16 protein-coding genes are annotated in these 16,421 nt (G+C 70.6%); 9 read left to right on the top strand and 7 right to left on the bottom strand.

Going from position 1 to position 16,421, the window contains the following annotated elements:
* From AC27VN_RS03325 to AC27VN_RS03300, 6 genes are all read left to right on the top strand, one after another.
* Positions 1–696, top strand: a 696-nt coding sequence (locus AC27VN_RS03325) for a dehydroquinate synthase/iron-containing alcohol dehydrogenase family protein (RefSeq protein WP_490875619.1), incomplete at its 5' end; no start/stop codon positions are given.
* Between the two features lie 30 nt (positions 697–726).
* Positions 727–1,704, top strand: coding sequence for a Bug family tripartite tricarboxylate transporter substrate binding protein (locus AC27VN_RS03320; RefSeq protein WP_490875618.1), 978 nt, complete (start codon positions 727–729; stop codon positions 1,702–1,704).
* Positions 1,705–1,763: 59 nt separating this feature from the next.
* Entirely contained in the window at positions 1,764–2,756 is a 993-nt protein-coding gene (locus tag AC27VN_RS03315; RefSeq protein WP_093352731.1) for a TRAP transporter substrate-binding protein, read from the top strand.
* On the top strand, positions 2,753–3,685 hold the full coding sequence (locus AC27VN_RS03310; protein ID WP_490875617.1) for an amidohydrolase family protein: 933 nt from the start codon (positions 2,753–2,755) through the stop codon (positions 3,683–3,685). The genes AC27VN_RS03315 and AC27VN_RS03310 overlap by 4 nt, the downstream gene beginning before the upstream one ends.
* Before the next feature lie 41 nt (positions 3,686–3,726).
* The gene (locus AC27VN_RS03305) at positions 3,727–4,230 is read left to right on the top strand and encodes a TRAP transporter small permease (RefSeq protein ID WP_395347075.1); all 504 of its coding nucleotides are present in this window, start codon (positions 3,727–3,729) and stop codon (positions 4,228–4,230) included.
* A gap of 27 nt (positions 4,231–4,257) precedes the next feature.
* Positions 4,258–5,535: a TRAP transporter large permease subunit gene (locus AC27VN_RS03300; protein ID WP_296731246.1), complete on the top strand. Its 1,278-nt coding sequence runs from the start codon at positions 4,258–4,260 to the stop codon at positions 5,533–5,535.
* 25 nt (positions 5,536–5,560) lie between these two features.
* Here AC27VN_RS03300 and AC27VN_RS03295 read toward each other — a convergent pair whose 3' ends face one another.
* Positions 5,561–6,049, bottom strand: a complete 489-nt coding sequence (locus AC27VN_RS03295) for a YbaK/EbsC family protein (protein WP_490875616.1) — start codon at positions 6,047–6,049, stop codon at positions 5,561–5,563.
* 34 nt (positions 6,050–6,083) lie between these two features.
* Positions 6,084–7,001, bottom strand: a complete 918-nt coding sequence (gene gcvA, locus AC27VN_RS03290) for a transcriptional regulator GcvA (protein ID WP_490875615.1) — start codon at positions 6,999–7,001, stop codon at positions 6,084–6,086.
* Positions 7,002–7,177: 176 nt separating this feature from the next.
* On the opposite strand from gcvA, the gene AC27VN_RS03285 reads away from it, so the two are divergent.
* From AC27VN_RS03285 to AC27VN_RS03275, 3 genes are read left to right on the top strand one after another with little or no spacing between them, the layout of a single operon-like run.
* Positions 7,178–8,524: an aminotransferase class III-fold pyridoxal phosphate-dependent enzyme gene (locus AC27VN_RS03285; RefSeq protein WP_057597089.1), complete on the top strand. Its 1,347-nt coding sequence runs from the start codon at positions 7,178–7,180 to the stop codon at positions 8,522–8,524.
* Positions 8,521–9,333 (top strand): enoyl-CoA hydratase-related protein, encoded by an 813-nt coding sequence (locus AC27VN_RS03280; protein WP_490875614.1) that lies wholly within the window; start codon positions 8,521–8,523, stop codon positions 9,331–9,333. Before AC27VN_RS03285 ends, AC27VN_RS03280 begins: the two co-directional genes overlap by 4 nt.
* A 24-nt stretch (positions 9,334–9,357) precedes the next feature.
* Positions 9,358–11,307, top strand: coding sequence for an AMP-binding protein (locus tag AC27VN_RS03275; RefSeq protein WP_490875613.1), 1,950 nt, complete (start codon positions 9,358–9,360; stop codon positions 11,305–11,307).
* 13 nt (positions 11,308–11,320) lie between these two features.
* Here the strand turns inward: AC27VN_RS03275 and AC27VN_RS03270 are convergent, their stop codons facing one another.
* The 5 genes from AC27VN_RS03270 to AC27VN_RS03250 are packed head-to-tail and all read right to left on the bottom strand — an operon-like array spanning position 11,321 to position 16,416.
* Positions 11,321–12,313, bottom strand: a complete 993-nt coding sequence (locus AC27VN_RS03270; RefSeq protein WP_395347067.1) for an ABC transporter ATP-binding protein — start codon at positions 12,311–12,313, stop codon at positions 11,321–11,323.
* Positions 12,310–13,314: an ABC transporter ATP-binding protein gene (locus tag AC27VN_RS03265; protein WP_490875612.1), complete on the bottom strand. Its 1,005-nt coding sequence runs from the start codon at positions 13,312–13,314 to the stop codon at positions 12,310–12,312. Before AC27VN_RS03265 ends, AC27VN_RS03270 begins: the two co-directional genes overlap by 4 nt.
* A 20-nt stretch (positions 13,315–13,334) precedes the next feature.
* Positions 13,335–14,246 carry an ABC transporter permease gene (locus tag AC27VN_RS03260; protein WP_490875611.1) on the bottom strand — a complete coding sequence of 304 codons (912 nt, stop codon included), beginning with the start codon at positions 14,244–14,246 and terminating at the stop codon, positions 13,335–13,337.
* Entirely contained in the window at positions 14,243–15,439 is a 1,197-nt protein-coding gene (locus AC27VN_RS03255) for a M20 aminoacylase family protein (protein WP_490875610.1), read from the bottom strand. Before AC27VN_RS03255 ends, AC27VN_RS03260 begins: the two co-directional genes overlap by 4 nt.
* 11 nt (positions 15,440–15,450) lie before the next feature.
* Complete coding sequence (locus AC27VN_RS03250) at positions 15,451–16,416, bottom strand: ABC transporter permease (RefSeq protein WP_490875609.1); 966 nt, start codon at positions 16,414–16,416, stop codon at positions 15,451–15,453.
* Positions 16,417–16,421 lie beyond the last annotated feature (5 nt).

The following is a 16,421-nucleotide window of genomic DNA, read 5'->3' as shown; positions in this document are numbered from 1 at the left end:
CGCGGCGCGGTGCTGATCCTCGACGACGGCCGCAAGGTCGGCGTGCTCTCGCCGCACCTGGTGCCGCGCGTCGCGCTGTGCGATCCCGAGCTCACGCTGGGCCTGCCGCCGATGCTGACCGCCGCCACCGGCATGGACGCGATCGCGCACTGCATGGAGACCTTCATGGCACCGGCCTTCAACCCGCCGGCCGATGGCATCGCGCTCGACGGCCTGCGCCGCGCCTGGCGCCACATCGAACGCGCCACCGCCACGCCCGGCGACCGCGAGGCGCGCCTGAACATGATGAGCGCGTCGATGCAGGGCGCGCTCGCGTTCCAGAAGGGACTGGGCTGCGTGCACAGCCTCAGCCATTCGCTCGGCGGCATCGCGCCGCGCCTGCACCACGGCACGCTCAACGCGATCCTGCTGCCGGCCGTGATCCGCTTCAACGCGCAGGCCGAGTCGATGCGCAAGGACGAGCGCCTCGCGCGCATGGCGCAGGCCATGGGCCTGGGCGGCGACGACGAGGTGGCACCGGCCGTCGCGGCCATGAGTGCGCGCCTCGGCCTGCCCACGGGCCTGGCCGCGCTCGACGTCTCGCCCGGCCTGTTCCCGCGCGTGATCGAAGGCGCGCTCAAGGACCACTGCCACAAGACCAATCCGCGCGAAGCCAGCGTGGCCGACTACCAGGCCCTGCTGGCCGAGTCGATGTAAGCCTCGAAAAGAACACCAGGAGACAACGCCATGCAACGCCGCCGCTTCATCGCATCGACACTGGCCGCCGGCGCGGCCCTGCCCTTCGCCACCGTGCGCGCGCAGACCGCGCCGCTGCCCACCACGCCCGTGCGCATCGTCGTCGGCTTTCCTCCGGGCGGCGGCACCGACGTGATGGCGCGCGTGATGGCGCAGAAGCTCGCCACCCTGTGGGGCGTGCCGGTCACGGTCGAGAACAAGGCCGGCGCGGGCGGCGTGATCGCCGCCGAGTATGTCGCCAAGCAGCCGAACAACGGCACCACGCTGCTGATGACCAACATCAGCAACCATGCGATCGCGCCCGCGCTCTATCCCACGCTGGGCTACGTGGTGGAGCGCGACTTCACGCCGCTGGTGCTGGTGGGCGTCACGCCGAACCTGCTGATCTGCAACCCCTCGAAGCCCGCGCGCACGGTCAAGGACCTGGTGGCGCTGTGCCGCGACAAGCCGGGCACCGTGACCTTCGGCTCCTCGGGCGCGGGCGCCTCGCAGCACCTGGCGATCGAACTCTTCAAGCTGCGCGCGGGCGTCGATGCGCTGCACGTGCCCTACCGCGGCTCGGGCCCGATGCTCACCGACCTGATCGGCGGCCAGATCGACTACAGCTTCGAGACCATGACCTCGGCCACGCCGCACGTGGCCAGCGGCAAGCTGGTGGCGATCGCGCAGACGCGGCCGCGGCGCTCGAAGGCGCATCCCGAGGTGCCCACCGTGGCCGAGCTCGGCTACCCGGGCTTCGATGCCAGCACCTGGTACGGCCTGGTCGGGCCGGCGCAGATGAACGCCGCGATGGTGCAGCGCATGAACGAGGACTTCAACCGCGTGCTCGCCCTGCCCGACGTGGCGGAGAAGCTCGCGAGCTACGGCGCCGAGGACGGCGGCGGCAGCGCCGCGAAGTTCGCCGAGTTCATCGGCACCGAGAAGGAGAAGTGGGCCAAGGTGGTCAAGGAAGCCAAGGTCACGGTCTGAGCGGCGGCCCCCGGAAGGCGCGCGCCTTTCCCGAATTTCAACGACAGGAGACGACAACCATGCACAGGAATTTCAGGTCCCTGGCCGGCGCGCTGCTGGCCGCGCTGCTCGGCCTCGGTGCCGGCGGCGCCGCGGCGCAGGCGCCGGTCAAGCTGCGCTTCAGCCACACCGTGCCCGAGAGCGATTCGCAGCACAAGGCCGCGCTCGAGTTCGCGAAGCGCGTGAAGGAGCGCACCGGCGGCGCGGTGGAGATCCAGGTCTTCGCCAACAGCCAGCTCGGCAACGACGTGACGCTGGTGACCGGCGTGCGCAGCGGCACCATCGACATCGGCGCCACCGGCAACCCCTTCGTGACCGGCCTCGCGCCCAAGCTCAACGCGCTCGACCTGCCCTACCAGTTCGCCGATGCGCAGCAGGCCTACCGCACGCTCGACGGCCCGGTCGGCCGCTCGCTGCTCGACGAGCTCGGCACGCACCAGATCAAGGGCCTGGCCTTCTGGGAGATCGGCTTTCGCAGCCTGGGCAACAACAAGCGGCCGATCAACGGCGCGGCCGACATCAAGGGCCTGAAGATCCGCACCACGCCCAATCCCTCGCACCTCAAGGCCTTCCAGCTGCTGGGCGCGAACCCGCAGCCGATGCCCTTCGCCGAGGTGTTCGGCGCGCTCGAGTCGGGCGCGGTCGACGGGCAGGAGAACCCGCCCACGCTGATGCTGTCGTCGAAGATGTACGAGGTGCAGAAGTACCTATCGCTCACGCGCCATGCCTATACGCCGCTGGTGGTGATCATGAACAAGGCGCGCTTCGATGCGCTCAAGCCTGAGTTCCAGAAGGCGATGCTCGAGGAGGCCGCGGCGGCCGCGAACTTCCAGCGCAAGCTCAACAACGACGGCGAGAAGGACGCGATCGCCCAGCTGCGCGCCAAGGGCATGCAGATCAACGAGACGCCCGACGTCGCGAGCATCCGCCAGGTGGTGCGCGAGGAGACCCGCAGGATGTACGTCGAGAAGAACGGCGACGCGGTGCTCAAGGCGATGGACGCGCAGCCGTGAGCGCCGTGCTTCCCGCCGCCATCGTCGACGCGCACCACCACCTGTGGCACCTGGGCGAGGGGCACTTCCCCTGGCTGCAGGACGGCTACGACGCCGAGGCCTTCTTCCTCGGCGACTATGCGGTGCTGCGGCGCGACTTCGGCGTGGCCGACTACCGAACCGCCACCGAGGGCCTGCCGGTGGTGGCCACGGTGCATGTCGAGGCCGAGCGCTCGCGCGCCGAGTCGCTGGCCGAGACGCGCTGGCTGCACGCGGTCCACGCGAAACACGGCTTTCCGAATGCCGTTGTGGCCAACGTCGAATTCCTCGCGAGCGATGCCGAAGCGCAGATGCGCGCCCAGGCCGAATGGCCGCTGGTGCGCGGCGTGCGTTGCAAGCCGCGCATCTCGCGCGGCCCCGACCACAGCGTGCGCGGCCAGCCCGGCACCCTGCAGGACGAACGCTGGTGCGCGGGCCTGGGCCTCCTGCGCGACAACGGCCTGCTGTGGGACGTGCGCGTGCCCTACTGGCACCTGGAGGAAGCGGCCGAGGCCGTCGCGCGCTTTCCGGGGCTGCGCGTGGCGATCGAGCATGCGGGCCTGCCCTGGGACCGCAGCGAGGCCGGCCTCGCGCACTGGCGGCGCGGCATGCGGGCGCTCGCGGCGCTGCCCGAGGTGATGGTCAAGCTCTCGGAATTCGGCCTGCCCGATGCGCCCTGGAGCGCCGACAGCAACGCGCGCGTGGTGCGCGAGACGGTCGAGATCTTCGGCGCCGGGCGCTGCATGTTCGCGAGCAACCTGCCGGTGTCGGGCCTGCGCGCGCCCATGGCCGAGGTGGTGCGCGCGGTGGCCGAGGGGCTGGACGGCCTCGACGACGCGGCGCGCGACGCGGTCTGGCGCGGCAACGCCTTGCGCTTCTACCGCATCGACCCGGCCGGCCCGGGTCGCTGAAGCGGCCGGGTGCAAGAACCGACTACAACAGGAGACTCCCCATGCTTTCCCGCCTCTTCGAGCGCGGCGCCAACGTGTTGATGATCGCGATGATGGCCGTGATGGTCGCGCTCGTGTTCGGCAACGTCGTGCTGCGCTACGCCTTCAACTCCGGCATCGTGTTCTCGGAGGAAGCCTCGCGCTTCGTCTTCATGTGGCTCACGCTGGTCGGCGCGCTGCTGGTGATGAAGGACAACGCGCACCTGGGCATGTCCACCGTCGTCGCGCGGCTCGGCGAGCGCGGCCAGCGCTTCTGCCGCGGCGTGGCCGATCTCGGCGCGCTGGCCTGCTGCCTGCTGCTCGCGCATGGCAGCTGGAAGCTGGTGGTGATCGGCATGGACGACCGTGCACCGGTCACCGGCGTGCCGATCGGCCTGGTCTATGCCTGCCTGCTCGTCAGCAGCGTGGGCATGGCGCTGATGCTGGTCGGCTCGCTGTGGCGCCTCTTCACGGGCCGTATGGCGCGCGAGGAACTGGTCAACGACACCGGCAGTGCGGGCGAGTGAGCGTGGACTGAAAGAGCAGGAAAACCCATGACCATCTTCGTCTTCATCGCCTCGCTGCTCGGGGCCATGGCCTTCGGCATGCCCATCGCCTTCGCGCTGCTCGTCTGCGGCGTCGCGCTGATGGTGCACCTGGGCAACTTCGATACCCAGATCCTCGCGCAGAACATGCTCGAGGGCGTCAACAACTATCCGCTGATGGCAGTGCCCTTCTTCATGCTCGCGGGCGAGCTGATGAACGCGGGTGGCCTGTCGGCGCGCATCGTCAAGGTGGCCGACGCGCTGGTCGGCCATGTGCGCGGCGGCCTGGGCTACGTGGCGATCATCGCGGCCACCGTGGTCGCGAGCATCTCGGGCTCGGCCGTGGCCGACACCGCCGCCGTCGCGGCGCTCCTGATCCCGATGATGCGCAAGGCCGGCTACGACGTGCCGCGCGCGGCCGGCCTGATCGCCGCCGGCGGCATCATCGCGCCGGTGATCCCGCCCTCGATCGCCATCGTGGTGTTCGGCGTGGTGGCGCAGATCTCGATCACCAAGCTGTTCCTCGCCGGCCTGTTCCCCGGGATCATGATGGCGCTCACGCTCACCGCCACCTGGTGGCTGTGCGCGAAGAAGGAGAAGAACGTCGCGGTGCGCAGCTTCAGCGCCGGCGGCCTGGGCCGCGCGCTGCTCGACGGCGTGTGGGCGCTGGTGCTGCCGCTGGTGATCATCGGCGGCATGAAGTTCGGCGTGTTCACGCCCACCGAGGCCGCCGTGGTGGCGGTGGTCTATGCCTTCGTGGTGGGCCGCTTCGTCTACCGCGAGCTCGAGATGCCGCGCCTGCCCGAGCTGGTGCTCAGCGCCGCCAAGACATCGAGCACCGTGCTGTTCCTCGTGGCCTCGGCGCTGGTGTCGGCCTGGCTCATCACCATCGCCAACATCCCGGCGCAGGTCAGCGAGCTGCTCGAGCCCTTCGTCGACAACAAGATCCTGCTGATGTTCGTGATCATGGTGCTGGTGATCATCGTGGGCACCGCGCTCGACCTGATGCCCACCGTGCTGATCATGACGCCGATCCTGATGCCCGTGATCCACAAGGCCGGCATCGACCCCGTCTACTTCGGCGTGATGTTCATCATGAACAACGCCATCGGCCTGCTCACGCCGCCGGTGGGCACCGTGCTCAACGTGGTGGCCGGCACCTCGCGCGTGAGCCTCGACCAGGTGATCCAGGGCGTGTGGCCCTTCCTGCTGTCGCTCACCGCGTTGATGTTCCTGTTCGTGCTCTTCCCGCAGCTCATCACCGTGCCCGCCAGCTGGCTTCGCTGACAAGGTGTGAGCGATAGGCCGTAGCTCAGGGCTTGGCCAGCGGCGCGATGCCCGCGCCCGTGGCGCGCAGCAACGCGGCCGTCTCGATCTCGAGCGTCGAATCGTTGCGGCCGGTGCCGCAGTAGAGCGTGACCAGGCGCGCCGCCGCCTCGTCGACGACCACGCGCGCGCCGCCCACCGGCAGCGGTGCCACGCCGCCCGGCACCATCTGCAGGTCGGTGGCGAGCTCCTCGTCGGCCGCGAGCCGCAGGTCGGCGCGGCGCACGCCGAAGGCATCGGCGATGCGCTTGTAGTCGGCCCGGTCCTGGCCGCGCAGCGCGGCCAGCAGGTAGCGGCCGTCGGGCAGGCGGAACGCGAGGCACTTGACCATCGCGCCGGCGTCGAAGGGCAGCAGCGTGCGCGCGTCCTCGAAGGAGACGACGGGGGCGTGGGCGTGCAGGCGGTAGGGCAGGCCGGCCTGTTGCAGGAAGGCCAGTGCGGCCGGGCTCAGCGAAGGTTCGTGGGGAGCTTGCATCGGCACATGCTACGTAAACGCCCGCGTGCTGTCTTCAGAAAGCATCGGCCGCCGCGCGAAGCCAGTGCGTGAACGCCGCGACCGCGGGCCGGTCCCGCGCGCCGCGTTGGCACAGCAGGTGGTAGCGGTACGGGCCGGGCAAATCGTCGGGCCAGGCCCGGGCCAGTTCGCCGCGCTGAAGCGCGTCGCGTGCCAGCACGTCGGACGCGAGCGCGACGCCCTGCCCCGCGGCCGCGGCATCGAGCGCGAGATAGCTGTGGGAGAAGCGCAACGCAGGCGCCGGCCGCAGCGATGCCCCGGGTGGCACGCCCTGGGCCGTGAACCACGCCTCCCAACTGATCTGTTCGGGAATGCGCGGCTCGAACTCGTCGTGCAGCAGCACCGTGTCGAGCAGATCGCGCGGCGACGCCGGCATGCCGTGCCGCTCCAGCCAGCGCGGGCTCGCGACGGGATGGAAGGCCTCGCGCAGCAGCGGCTGTGCCTCCATGCCGGGGTAGGGGCCGGTGCCGAGGCGGATCGCCACGTCGACGCGATCGCGCGCGAAGTCCACCGGGGCCACCGCGGCGAGCACGCGCACCTCGACCGCGGGATGCGCGGCACGGAACGCGCCGAGCCGCGGCATCAGCCAGCGCGTCACGAACGAGGGCATGGCACTGACCGTCACCTCGCTGGCGCCCTCCGCATGCTGGCGCCAGCGCATCGATACGCGTTCGAGTTCCTCGAGCAGCGGCGCGACGCCGCGCAGATAAGCCTGCCCGGCGTCGGTGAGCTCGACCGAGCGCGGCGTGCGCAGGAACAGCGGCAGGCCGAGCCAGTCCTCGAGCTGCCGCACCTGGTGGGCCACCGCGCCGGCCGAGACGAAGAGCTCGGACGCGGCCTTGGCGAAGCTGCCATGGCGCGCGGCGGCCTCGAACACGCGCACCGACAGCATGGGGGGAAGCTGGCGTGCCATGGCTATCGCTCCAGGTTCAGGGGAGGGGAAGGGCGCTCGGCGGGACATGGCGAGCGCGAATTGCTTTGCGGCTCAGGCCCCAAAGCTTTGGTTTGTCCGCACGGACCCGCATTCCTATGCTTCATCGCAGCGATCCGCTTCAACTTTTCTTTACGCAACAACACAGAGGACAGACGATGGACCTTCAGATCCATGGCCAGGCCAACGCGAGCCTGCCCGCCGCCTACCGGCAGGTGCTGGTGTCGTGGTCGGTACAGGGCGGGCTCAACCCGCCCGTGATCACGCACGCCAAGGGCTGCCACTTCCACGACACCAACGGCAAGGCCTATCTCGACATGACCAGCGGCTACGTGGCGGTGCCGCTGGGCCACGGGCATCCGAAGGTGGTGCGCGCGATCCAGCAGCAGGCCGAGCGGCTGTGCTGGGTGGCCTCGAGCTACTTCAACGACGTGCGCGCCGAATACGCCGAGCTGCTGAACCGCATCTCGCCGTGGAGCGAGGGGCTGCGCGTGCACTTCGCGAGCGGCGGCGGCGAGGCCAACGACGATGCGGTGAAGATCGCGCGCCTCGTCACGCGGCGGCCCAAGGTGCTGACCGCCTACCGCTCCTACCACGGCAGCACCATCGGCGGCAGCGCGCTGACGGGCGTGGACCGCTGGCGCGACCCGCTGCCGAACCTGCCGGGCATGGTGAAGTTCTTCACTCCCTATCCGTATCGCAGCCCGTTCCACACGCGCGAGCCGGCCGAGGAATCGCGGCGCGCGCTGCAGCATCTCGAGCAGGTGCTGTCGCACGAGGGCGCGCACAACGTCGCGGCCATCGTGCTCGAGCCGATGACGGGATCGAGCGGCATGGTGATCTATCCCGAGGGCTACCTGCAGGGCGTGCGCGCGCTGTGCGACCGCCACGGCATCCTGCTGGTGTACGACGAGGTGATGACCGGCTTCGGCCGCACCGGCGCCGCCTTCGCCGCGACGCGGCTCGGCGTGCTGCCCGACCTCATGTCCTTCGCCAAGGGCGCCAGCTCCTCGTACACGCCGCTGGGTGGCGTGCTGGTGCGCGAAGGCGTGGCGAGCCACTTCGACACCGAGCTGTTCGACGTGGGCCATACGCATGCGGGCCATGTGCTGGCCGTCGCGGGCGGCGTCGCCGCGCTGCGGGTCTACCTCGAGGAGGGCTTGTTCGAACGTGCCCTCGAGATCGAGGGCTGGCTGCGCGAGGGGCTCGGCGAACTGCAGCGCAGGCACCCGGTGGTGGGCGACGTGCGCGGGCTCGGCGCGCATTTCGGCCTCGAACTGGTGAAGGACCGCGAGACGCGCGAGCCGCTGGTGGAATGGCACCATCCCGGGGGCTCGGCGCCGATGAAGCTGTTCTACGGCGAGCTGATGAAGCGCGGTGTGCATGCCTATGGCCGCTACAACGTGGCGATGGTGTCGCCACCGTTCGTGATCACCCGCGAGGAACTGTCGCAGGGGCTGGAAGCCTTCGATGCCGCGTTGTCGGTGGTGGAGGCGGCGCTGTGAACGACGCCTTCGACTACGAGGACATCCGCTATGAAGAGAAGGATGGCGTCGCGCGCGTCACCATCGATCGGCCCGCGCGCTACAACGCGCTGCGCGGCCGCACGGTGGAAGAGCTGCTGCACGCGATCGGCCGCGCCGGGTGGAACCGCGACATCGGCGCGGTCGTGCTCGCCGGTGCCGGCGACAAGGCCTTCTGCACGGGGGGCGACCAGTCCGACCATGGCGAAGGGCAAGGCGGCTATGGCGGGCGCGGCACCATCGGCCTGCCGATGGACGAGCTGCAGAGCCTGATCCGCGACATCCCCAAGCCGGTGATCGCGCGCGTGCAGGGCTACGCGATCGGCGGCGGCAACGTGCTGGTCACAGTGTGCGACCTCGCCATCGCGAGCACTGACGCGGTCTTCGGCCAGGTCGGACCGAAGGTGGGTTCGGTCGATCCGGGCTTCGGTACCGCGCTGCTCGCGCGCGTGGCCGGCGAGAAGCGCGCGCGCGAGATGTGGTTTCTGTGTCGCCGCTACGGCGCCGACGAGGCGCTGGCCATGGGCCTGGTCAACCGCGTCGTTCCGCCCGACGAACTCGATGCGGAGGTGGCGCGCTGGTGTGCCGAGATCCTCGCGAAGAGCCCGACCGCCATCGCGATCGCGAAGCGCTCGTTCAATGCGGACTCCGAGAACATCCGCGCCATCGGCGCCCTGGGCTTCGAGGCGCTGGCGCTCTACTACGGCACGGCGGAATCGCGCGAAGGCGTAGAGGCCTTTCTCGCGAAGCGCGCGCCCGATTTCCGTGCCGCGCGCCGGCGCGGCGGCTGAGCCGGCAGGAACGGAGGACGATGCATGGAATTTCCCGATCTCGCGCTCTGGCGGCCCGATGCCGAACGCATCGCCTCGGCGCCACTGACCGCGCTCGCCCATCGCATGGGCCTGGCGGGTTATGACGAACTGCACCGGGTCTCGGTGGACGATCCGGCGAGCTACTGGCGACACGTGCTGGCGCAGCTCGACATCGTCTGGGATGCGCCCTGGCAACGCTTTCGCACCGATGCACCCGATGCCGCGCATCCGCGCTGGTTCGACGGCGGCCGGCTGAACTGGGTGCGCAGCGCATTGCGCTGGTCCTGCGATCCCGGGCGCGCGACGCAGCCCGCGCTGATCGCGGAGGCCGAGGACGGTCGCGTCGAAAGGATCAGCCACGCGGAACTCGCGCTGCGCGTGCGGCGCTTCGCCGGCGGCCTGCGCGCGATGGGCATCGCACCCGGCGACCGCATCGGGCTGATGCTGCCGATGGGTGCGGAAGCGGCCATCGCCTTCCTCGCCATCGCCGCGCTCGGGGCCGTGTGCGTGCCGCTGTTCACCGGCTTCGGTGCCGAGGCCATCGTTTCGCGGCTCGAGCTCGCGCAGGCGCGCATGCTGATCGCGGCCGAAGGCTTCATGCGGCGCGGCCGCCGGGTGTCGGCGGCCGCGGCCGTCAACGAGGCGCTGGGGCGCCTGCCCGTGCTCGCGCAGGTGGTGGTGCTCGGCGACCGCGATGCCATCGAAGGCGCCCGCGAGTGCCGCCCATGGGAAGAGCTCGCCGGCGCCGAGCCGATCGCGGACTTCGTCTCGATGGATCCCAACGATCCCTTCATGATCGTGTTCACCTCGGGCACCACGGGCGCGCCCAAGGGCACGGTGCATGTGCATGGCGGCTTCCCGCTCAAGATCGCGCACGACAGCGCCTTCCATTTCGAGCTGCGGGCCGGCGACACCTGGTGCTGGCCTTCGGACATGGGCTGGATCGTCGGGCCGATCACGGTCATCGGCGCGCTGATCGCCGGCGCCACGCTGCTGTGCTATGACGGGGCGCCCGACTTCCCCGACTGGTCGCGCTTCGCGTCGATGATCGAGCGGCATGGCGTGACGCATTTCGGTGCCTCGCCCACCTTGATCCGCAGCCTGGCGGCGCATGCCGACGCGGCCACGCGGGGCGACCTGCGCAGCCTGCGTGTTCTGATGGCGGCCGGCGAGGTGCTCGATCCCGAGCATTTCGAATGGTTCTTCCGCCGCTTCGGTCGCGGCGCGCTGCCGCTCATCAACTACACGGGCGGGACGGAGGCGTCTGGCGCCATCCTCGCCAATGTGCCGGTGCGGCCGATCAAGGCCTCGGGCTTCAACAGCGCCTCGCCGGGCGTGCAGGCCTTCGTGGCCGACGACACGGGCGCGCGGGTGGTCGGCGTGCCGGGCGAACTGACCATCGCTCAGCCCTTCGTGGGCATGACGCAGGGCTTCTGGCGCGACGATGCACGCTACCTCGAGGCCTACTGGCAGGCGGTGCCGGGCCGCTGGGTGCATGGCGACCTGGTCTACGAGGATGGCGAGGGCCATTTCTTCGTGCTCGGTCGCTCGGACGACACGCTCAAGATCGCGGGCAAGCGGCTCGGACCGGCCGAGGTCGAGGCCGTGCTGCTGGCCGCGCTCCCGCTGAAGGACGCCGCCGCGGTCGGCCTGTCCGATCCGGTGAAGGGGCAGAAGCTGGTGCTGGTGCTGGTACCGCAGTCGGCGGGGGATGGGGCCCCGGAAGGCGACGACCTGGCGGCGCGCGCGGCGGCCGCCATCGAAGCTGCTCTCGGCAAGCCTTTTCGGCCCGCGGTCGTGCATTGCGTCGACGATCTGCCGCGCACGCGCAATGGCAAGGCGATGCGCCGGGTCATCCGCCGCGTGCTCGCGGGACAGCCGCCGGGCGATCTCTCGGCCCTCGAGAACCCCGGCGCGGTCGAGGCGATCCGGCGGCTCGCCGACACGCCCTGAGGGCGGGGGCCGTTCAGGCACGGCCCTCTTCCACCGCATGGCAGGCCACCTGCACGCCACGGATGCTCTGGAGCTTCGGCCGCTCGGCCGAGCAGCGCGCATTGGCGTGCGGGCAGCGCGGATGGAAGGCGCAGCCCGCCGGCGGATTGAGCGGGTTCGGCACCTCGCCCTGCACCGGCGTGCGCGCGCGCCCCGTGTGCTTCATCTGCGGGATCGCGTCGAGCAGCATGCGCGTGTACGGATGCTGCGGCGTCGCGAACAGCTTCTGCTTGTCCGCCACCTCCACCAACCGCCCCAGGTACATCACGCCCACCTGGTCGGCCACGTGGCGGACCACCGCGAGGTTGTGCGAGATGAACAGGTAGGTCAGGCCCTGCTCGCGCTGCAGGTCCTTCATGATGTTGAGCACCTGCGCCTGCACGCTCACGTCGAGCGCCGAGGTGGGCTCGTCGCAGACCAGGAACTCGGGCTGCGTGGCCAGCGCGCGCGCGATCGAGATGCGCTGGCGCTGGCCGCCCGAGAACTGGTGCGGGTACTTGCTCATGTCCAACGGCGACAGGCCCACCGACTGCAGCAACTGGCCCACGCGCTCGCGCAGCTGGGCCTTGTCGCTGAGGATGCCGTGCTCGCGCAGCGGCTCGCCGATGATGTCCTCGACGATCCAGCGCGGGTTGAGGCTCGCGTAGGGGTCCTGGAAGATCATCTGGATGCGCCGGCGCAGCTTGCGGCCCTCGGCGGTCTTGAAGGCCGCGTGCGCGTCCTGGCCGTCGAACTGCAACCCGCCGCGCGTGGGCGCGTACAGGCCCACGAGCAGGCGCGCGACCGTGCTCTTGCCGCAGCCCGATTCGCCGACCAGCGCGAGCGTCTTGCCGCGCTCGATCGAGAAGCTCACGCCGTCCACCGCGTGCAGCAGCACGCGCGGCTTGCGCTCGAGCACGCGGTTGAGCCAGGGCGGCGAGACGTCGAAGGTGCGTGCGAGGTCGTGGGCTTGGACGAGGGCTGTCATGGGAGGGCGAGGGAAGGGCGGGGGGAGAGGGGGCTTGCCGTGGTGCGCGCATGCAGCCAGCAGGCCGCATGCGTCGCGCCCGCGGCGATCAGCTCGGGCCGTTCCTGCGTGCAGCGCGCGAAGGCCTGGCCGCAGCGCGGATGGAAGGCGCAGCCGGGAGGAATGCGGTTCAGGCGCGGCATCGCGCCGTCGATCTGCGCGAGCCGCTCGGGCGAGGAGTCCATGTCGGGAATCGAGGCCATCAGTCCGGCTGCGTAGGGATGGGCGGCGTGCCGCACCACGTCGTGCACCGGCCCGATCTCGGCCACGCGGCCGGCGTAGAGCACGGCCACGCGGTCGCAGGCCTCGGCGATCACGCCCATGTCGTGGGTGATCAGCATCACGGCGGCGCCGCGCTCGCGGCAGATGCGCTGCAGCAGCGCGACGATCTGCGCCTGCACCGACACGTCGAGCGCGGTCGTCGGTTCGTCGGCCACGATCAGCACGGGTTCGGCCGCCAGCGCGAGCGCGATCACCACGCGCTGGCGCATGCCGCCCGAGAACTGGTGCGGGAAGTGATCGATGCGCTGCGCCGCGGCCGGGATGCCGGTCTCGTCGAGCAGCGCGATCGCGCGGGCACGGGCCTGCCGCGCATCGAGCCGCAGATGGGTGCGGATGGCCTCGGTCAGTTGCTGGCCGACGGTGAACAGCGGATTGAGCGAGGTCAGCGGATCCTGGAAGATCGAGCCGATGCGGCGGCCGCGAATGTGGCGCATGGCCTCGTGATCGAGTGTGTCGATGCGCTCGCCCTGCAGCCGGATGCGGCCGCCCGCGATGCGCCCGGGCGGCTCGAGCAGGCCGATGATCGAGGCGCCCGTCAGCGACTTGCCGGCGCCCGATTCGCCGACCACGCCGAGGATCTCGCCCGGTGCGATGGAGAAGCTGACCGCGTCGAGCGCGCGCAGGGTGCCGCGGCGCCCGGGAAAGTCGACCACCAGGTCTTCGACGTCGAGGATGTTCATGGAATCCGTTCCTGGCGTGCTCATCGCAGCCTCGGGTTGAGCGCGTCGCGCAGCCAGTCGCCCAGCAGGTTCACGCTGAGCGCGACCGCGATCAGCATCAGGCCGGGGAAGAGCGCGATCCACCATTCGCCCGAGAACAGGTAGTTGTTGCCCACGCGGATCAAGGTGCCGAGCGAGGGCGAGGTCGGCGGCGCGCCCACGCCGAGGAAGGACAGCGTCGCCTCGGTCACGATGGCGGTCGAGACCTGGATGGTGGCGAGCACCAGCACCGGCCCGAGCACATTGGGTAGCACATGGCGCCGCATGATGCGAAAGGGCGCGACGCCCGTGACCTGCGCGGCCTGCACGTACTCCTTGTGGCGCTCGGACAGGGTGGCGCCGCGCACGGTGCGCGCGTACTGCACCCAGCCGCTCAGCGAGATCGCGAGCACCAGCACGGCGAAGGTCATCGAGGCGTGCGCGTTCGGCAGCAGCGAGCGCGCCACGCCGGCGATCAGCAGCGCGGTGAGGATCGGCGGGAACGACAGCATGACGTCGCACACGCGCATGAGCAGCGCGTCGACCCAGCCGCCCGCGAAGCCGGCCAGCAATCCGAGCGCGACGCCGACCACGGCGGAGGCCGCGACCGAGGCCAGGCCCACGACCAGCGAGATGCGCAGGCCATGGATCACGGCCGAGAGCATGTCGCGTCCCTGGTCGTCGGTGCCCAGCGGGTAGTTGGCACTGCCTTCCGGTGCCCATGCCGGTGGCAGCCGCGCATCGAGCAGCTCGAGCCGGGTCAGGTCGAACGGGTCGTGCGGCGACACCCAGCCCGCGAAGACGGCCGCCAGCAGGCAGGCGAGTGCGACCACCGCCGCGGCCATGGCGACCGGCGAGCTGCGAAAGCTGTGGCCGACCTCGCTGTCGAGCCATCGGGTCCAGAGCTGTTTCATGGCGCGAGCAGGTCCTCGGCGAGGGCCGCGAACACGCCGCTGCCGACCGGAATGGTGGCGTCGTTGAAGTCGTAGCGCGGGTGATGCAGGAAGCGGCCGTCGGTCATGCCCTGGCCGAGCCGGAAGTAGGCGCCCGGCCGCTGCTGCAGCATGAAGGCGAAATCCTCCGATCCCATGCTGGGCTCCATGTCGCGGACCACGTGTGCCTCGCCGACCACCCGGCATGCGACGCGCGCGAGCGCTTCGGCGGCCTCGGGGTGGTTGATGGTCGGTGGGTAGAGTTCCTCGTAGTGCACCTCGGCCTGGGCGCCGAAGGCCAGTGCCACGCGTTCCGCGGTCTCGATCAGCCGTTCGCGCAGCACGGCCTGCACCTGGGGCTTGAACCACTTGACCATGCCGTGCAGCTGCGCGTGGTCCGGAATGACCGACAGGGCTTCGGGCGCGCCGGACTGGAAGGACTGGAAGCTGATGACCGCCGCATCGACCGGATTGACGTTGCGGCTCACGATGGTGTGCACCGCCGAGACGATCTCCGAGGCGACGAGGATCGGATCGATGGCCTGCTGCGGATGGGCGCCGTGTCCGCCGCGGCCCTGCACGCGGATCGAGAAGCGGTCGATCGCCGCCATCATCGGCCCGGGGTTCAGCGCGATGGTGCCCGCGGGCAGCGAGGGCCAGTTGTGCAGCGCGAACACCTGCTGCGCGGGGAAGCGCTCGAACAGGCCGTCGCGGATCATCTCGCGCGCGCCGGCATGTCCTTCCTCGCCCGGCTGGAAGAAGAAGTAGACGGTGCCGTCGAAGTCGCGGGTCTGCGCCAGGTACTTCGCGGCGCCCAGCAGGATCGCGCAGTGCCCGTCGTGCCCGCAGCCGTGCATGCGGCCCGGAATGCACGAGCGATAGGCCGGATCGCCGAGTTCCTGGATCGGCAGTGCGTCCATGTCTGCACGCAGGCCGATGCTGCGGCCGCTGGCCGTGGAACGGCCGTGCAGCACGCCGACCACGCCGGTGCGGCCCACGTGGCGGTGCACCTCGATGCCGAGCGCCTGCAGGAAGGCGGCGATGCGCGCGGCGGTGCGTTCCTCCTCGAAGCCGAGCTCGGGGTGCGCGTGGAGGTCCTGGCGCAGCCGGGCCAGGTCGTCGTGGAACGCGCGCACCGCTTCGACGGTGCGCGCCATGGGAGGCGTGGGATTCATGCGGGCCGCTTTCAGGCTGTCTCTAGACGGGGATCGATCGCGACATAGAGGATGTCCACGACCAGGTTGATGCACACGTACATGGCCGCGACGAAGCACAGGTACGCGGCGATGACGGGCGTGTCGGCGAAGCCGATCGCATCGACGAACAGGGCGCCGAGGCCGGGCCACTGGAAGACGGTTTCGGTGACCACGGCGAAGGCGATGACCGCGCCCAGCTGCAGCCCCACGATCGTCACGACCGGCACCAGCGCGTTGCGCAGCGCATGGCGGTAGAGGATCGCGCGCTCGCGGATGCCGCGCGCGCGGGCGAAGCGGATGTAGTCGGCGCGCAGCACCTCCATCATCTCGGCGCGCGCGAGCCGCACGATCAGGGCGAGCTGGAACAGCGCGAGCGTGACGGCCGGCATCGCGAGGTGCAGCCAGCCGTCGCGCGTGAGCAGCCCGCTCTTCCACCAGCCGATGGCCACCACCTCGCCGCGGCCGTAGGAGGGCAGGAGGCCGAGCGTGACGGAGAAGACCAGGATCAGCAGGATGCCGATCAGGAAGGTGGGCAGAGAGGCACCGATCAGCGAGAGCGCCATGGTGCTGCGCGCGAACCAGCTGCGTGGGCGCACCGCGCACGCGACGCCCAGGAACAGGCCGGACACCACCGAGACCACGGCGGCGACCAGGCTGAGCTCGAGCGTGGCCGGCAGGCGCTCGGCCAGCAGTTCGCGCACCGGCCGGCCCTGGCGCAGCGACACGCCGAGGTCGCCTTGCGCGAGCCGCGCCGAGAAGCGCGCGAACTGCAGCACGAAGGGGTCGTCCAGTCGCAGCTCCTGGCGCACGCGCGCGCGGTCGGCATCGCTCGCATCGGGCCCCAGCATCTGCGTGACCGGGTCGCCCACGTGCTTGAACAGGCCGAAGGCGATGAACGCGACGGTGGCCAGCACCCCGACGGCCGCCAGCAGTCGGCGGATGAAGAACGCGAGCATCGGGC

The sequence above is a fragment of the Variovorax sp. 20P10.2.4 genome, assembly GCF_058244205.1.
The sequence above is the reverse complement of the archived record's forward strand: the minus strand, read 5'-3'. Positions and strand labels throughout refer to the sequence as shown.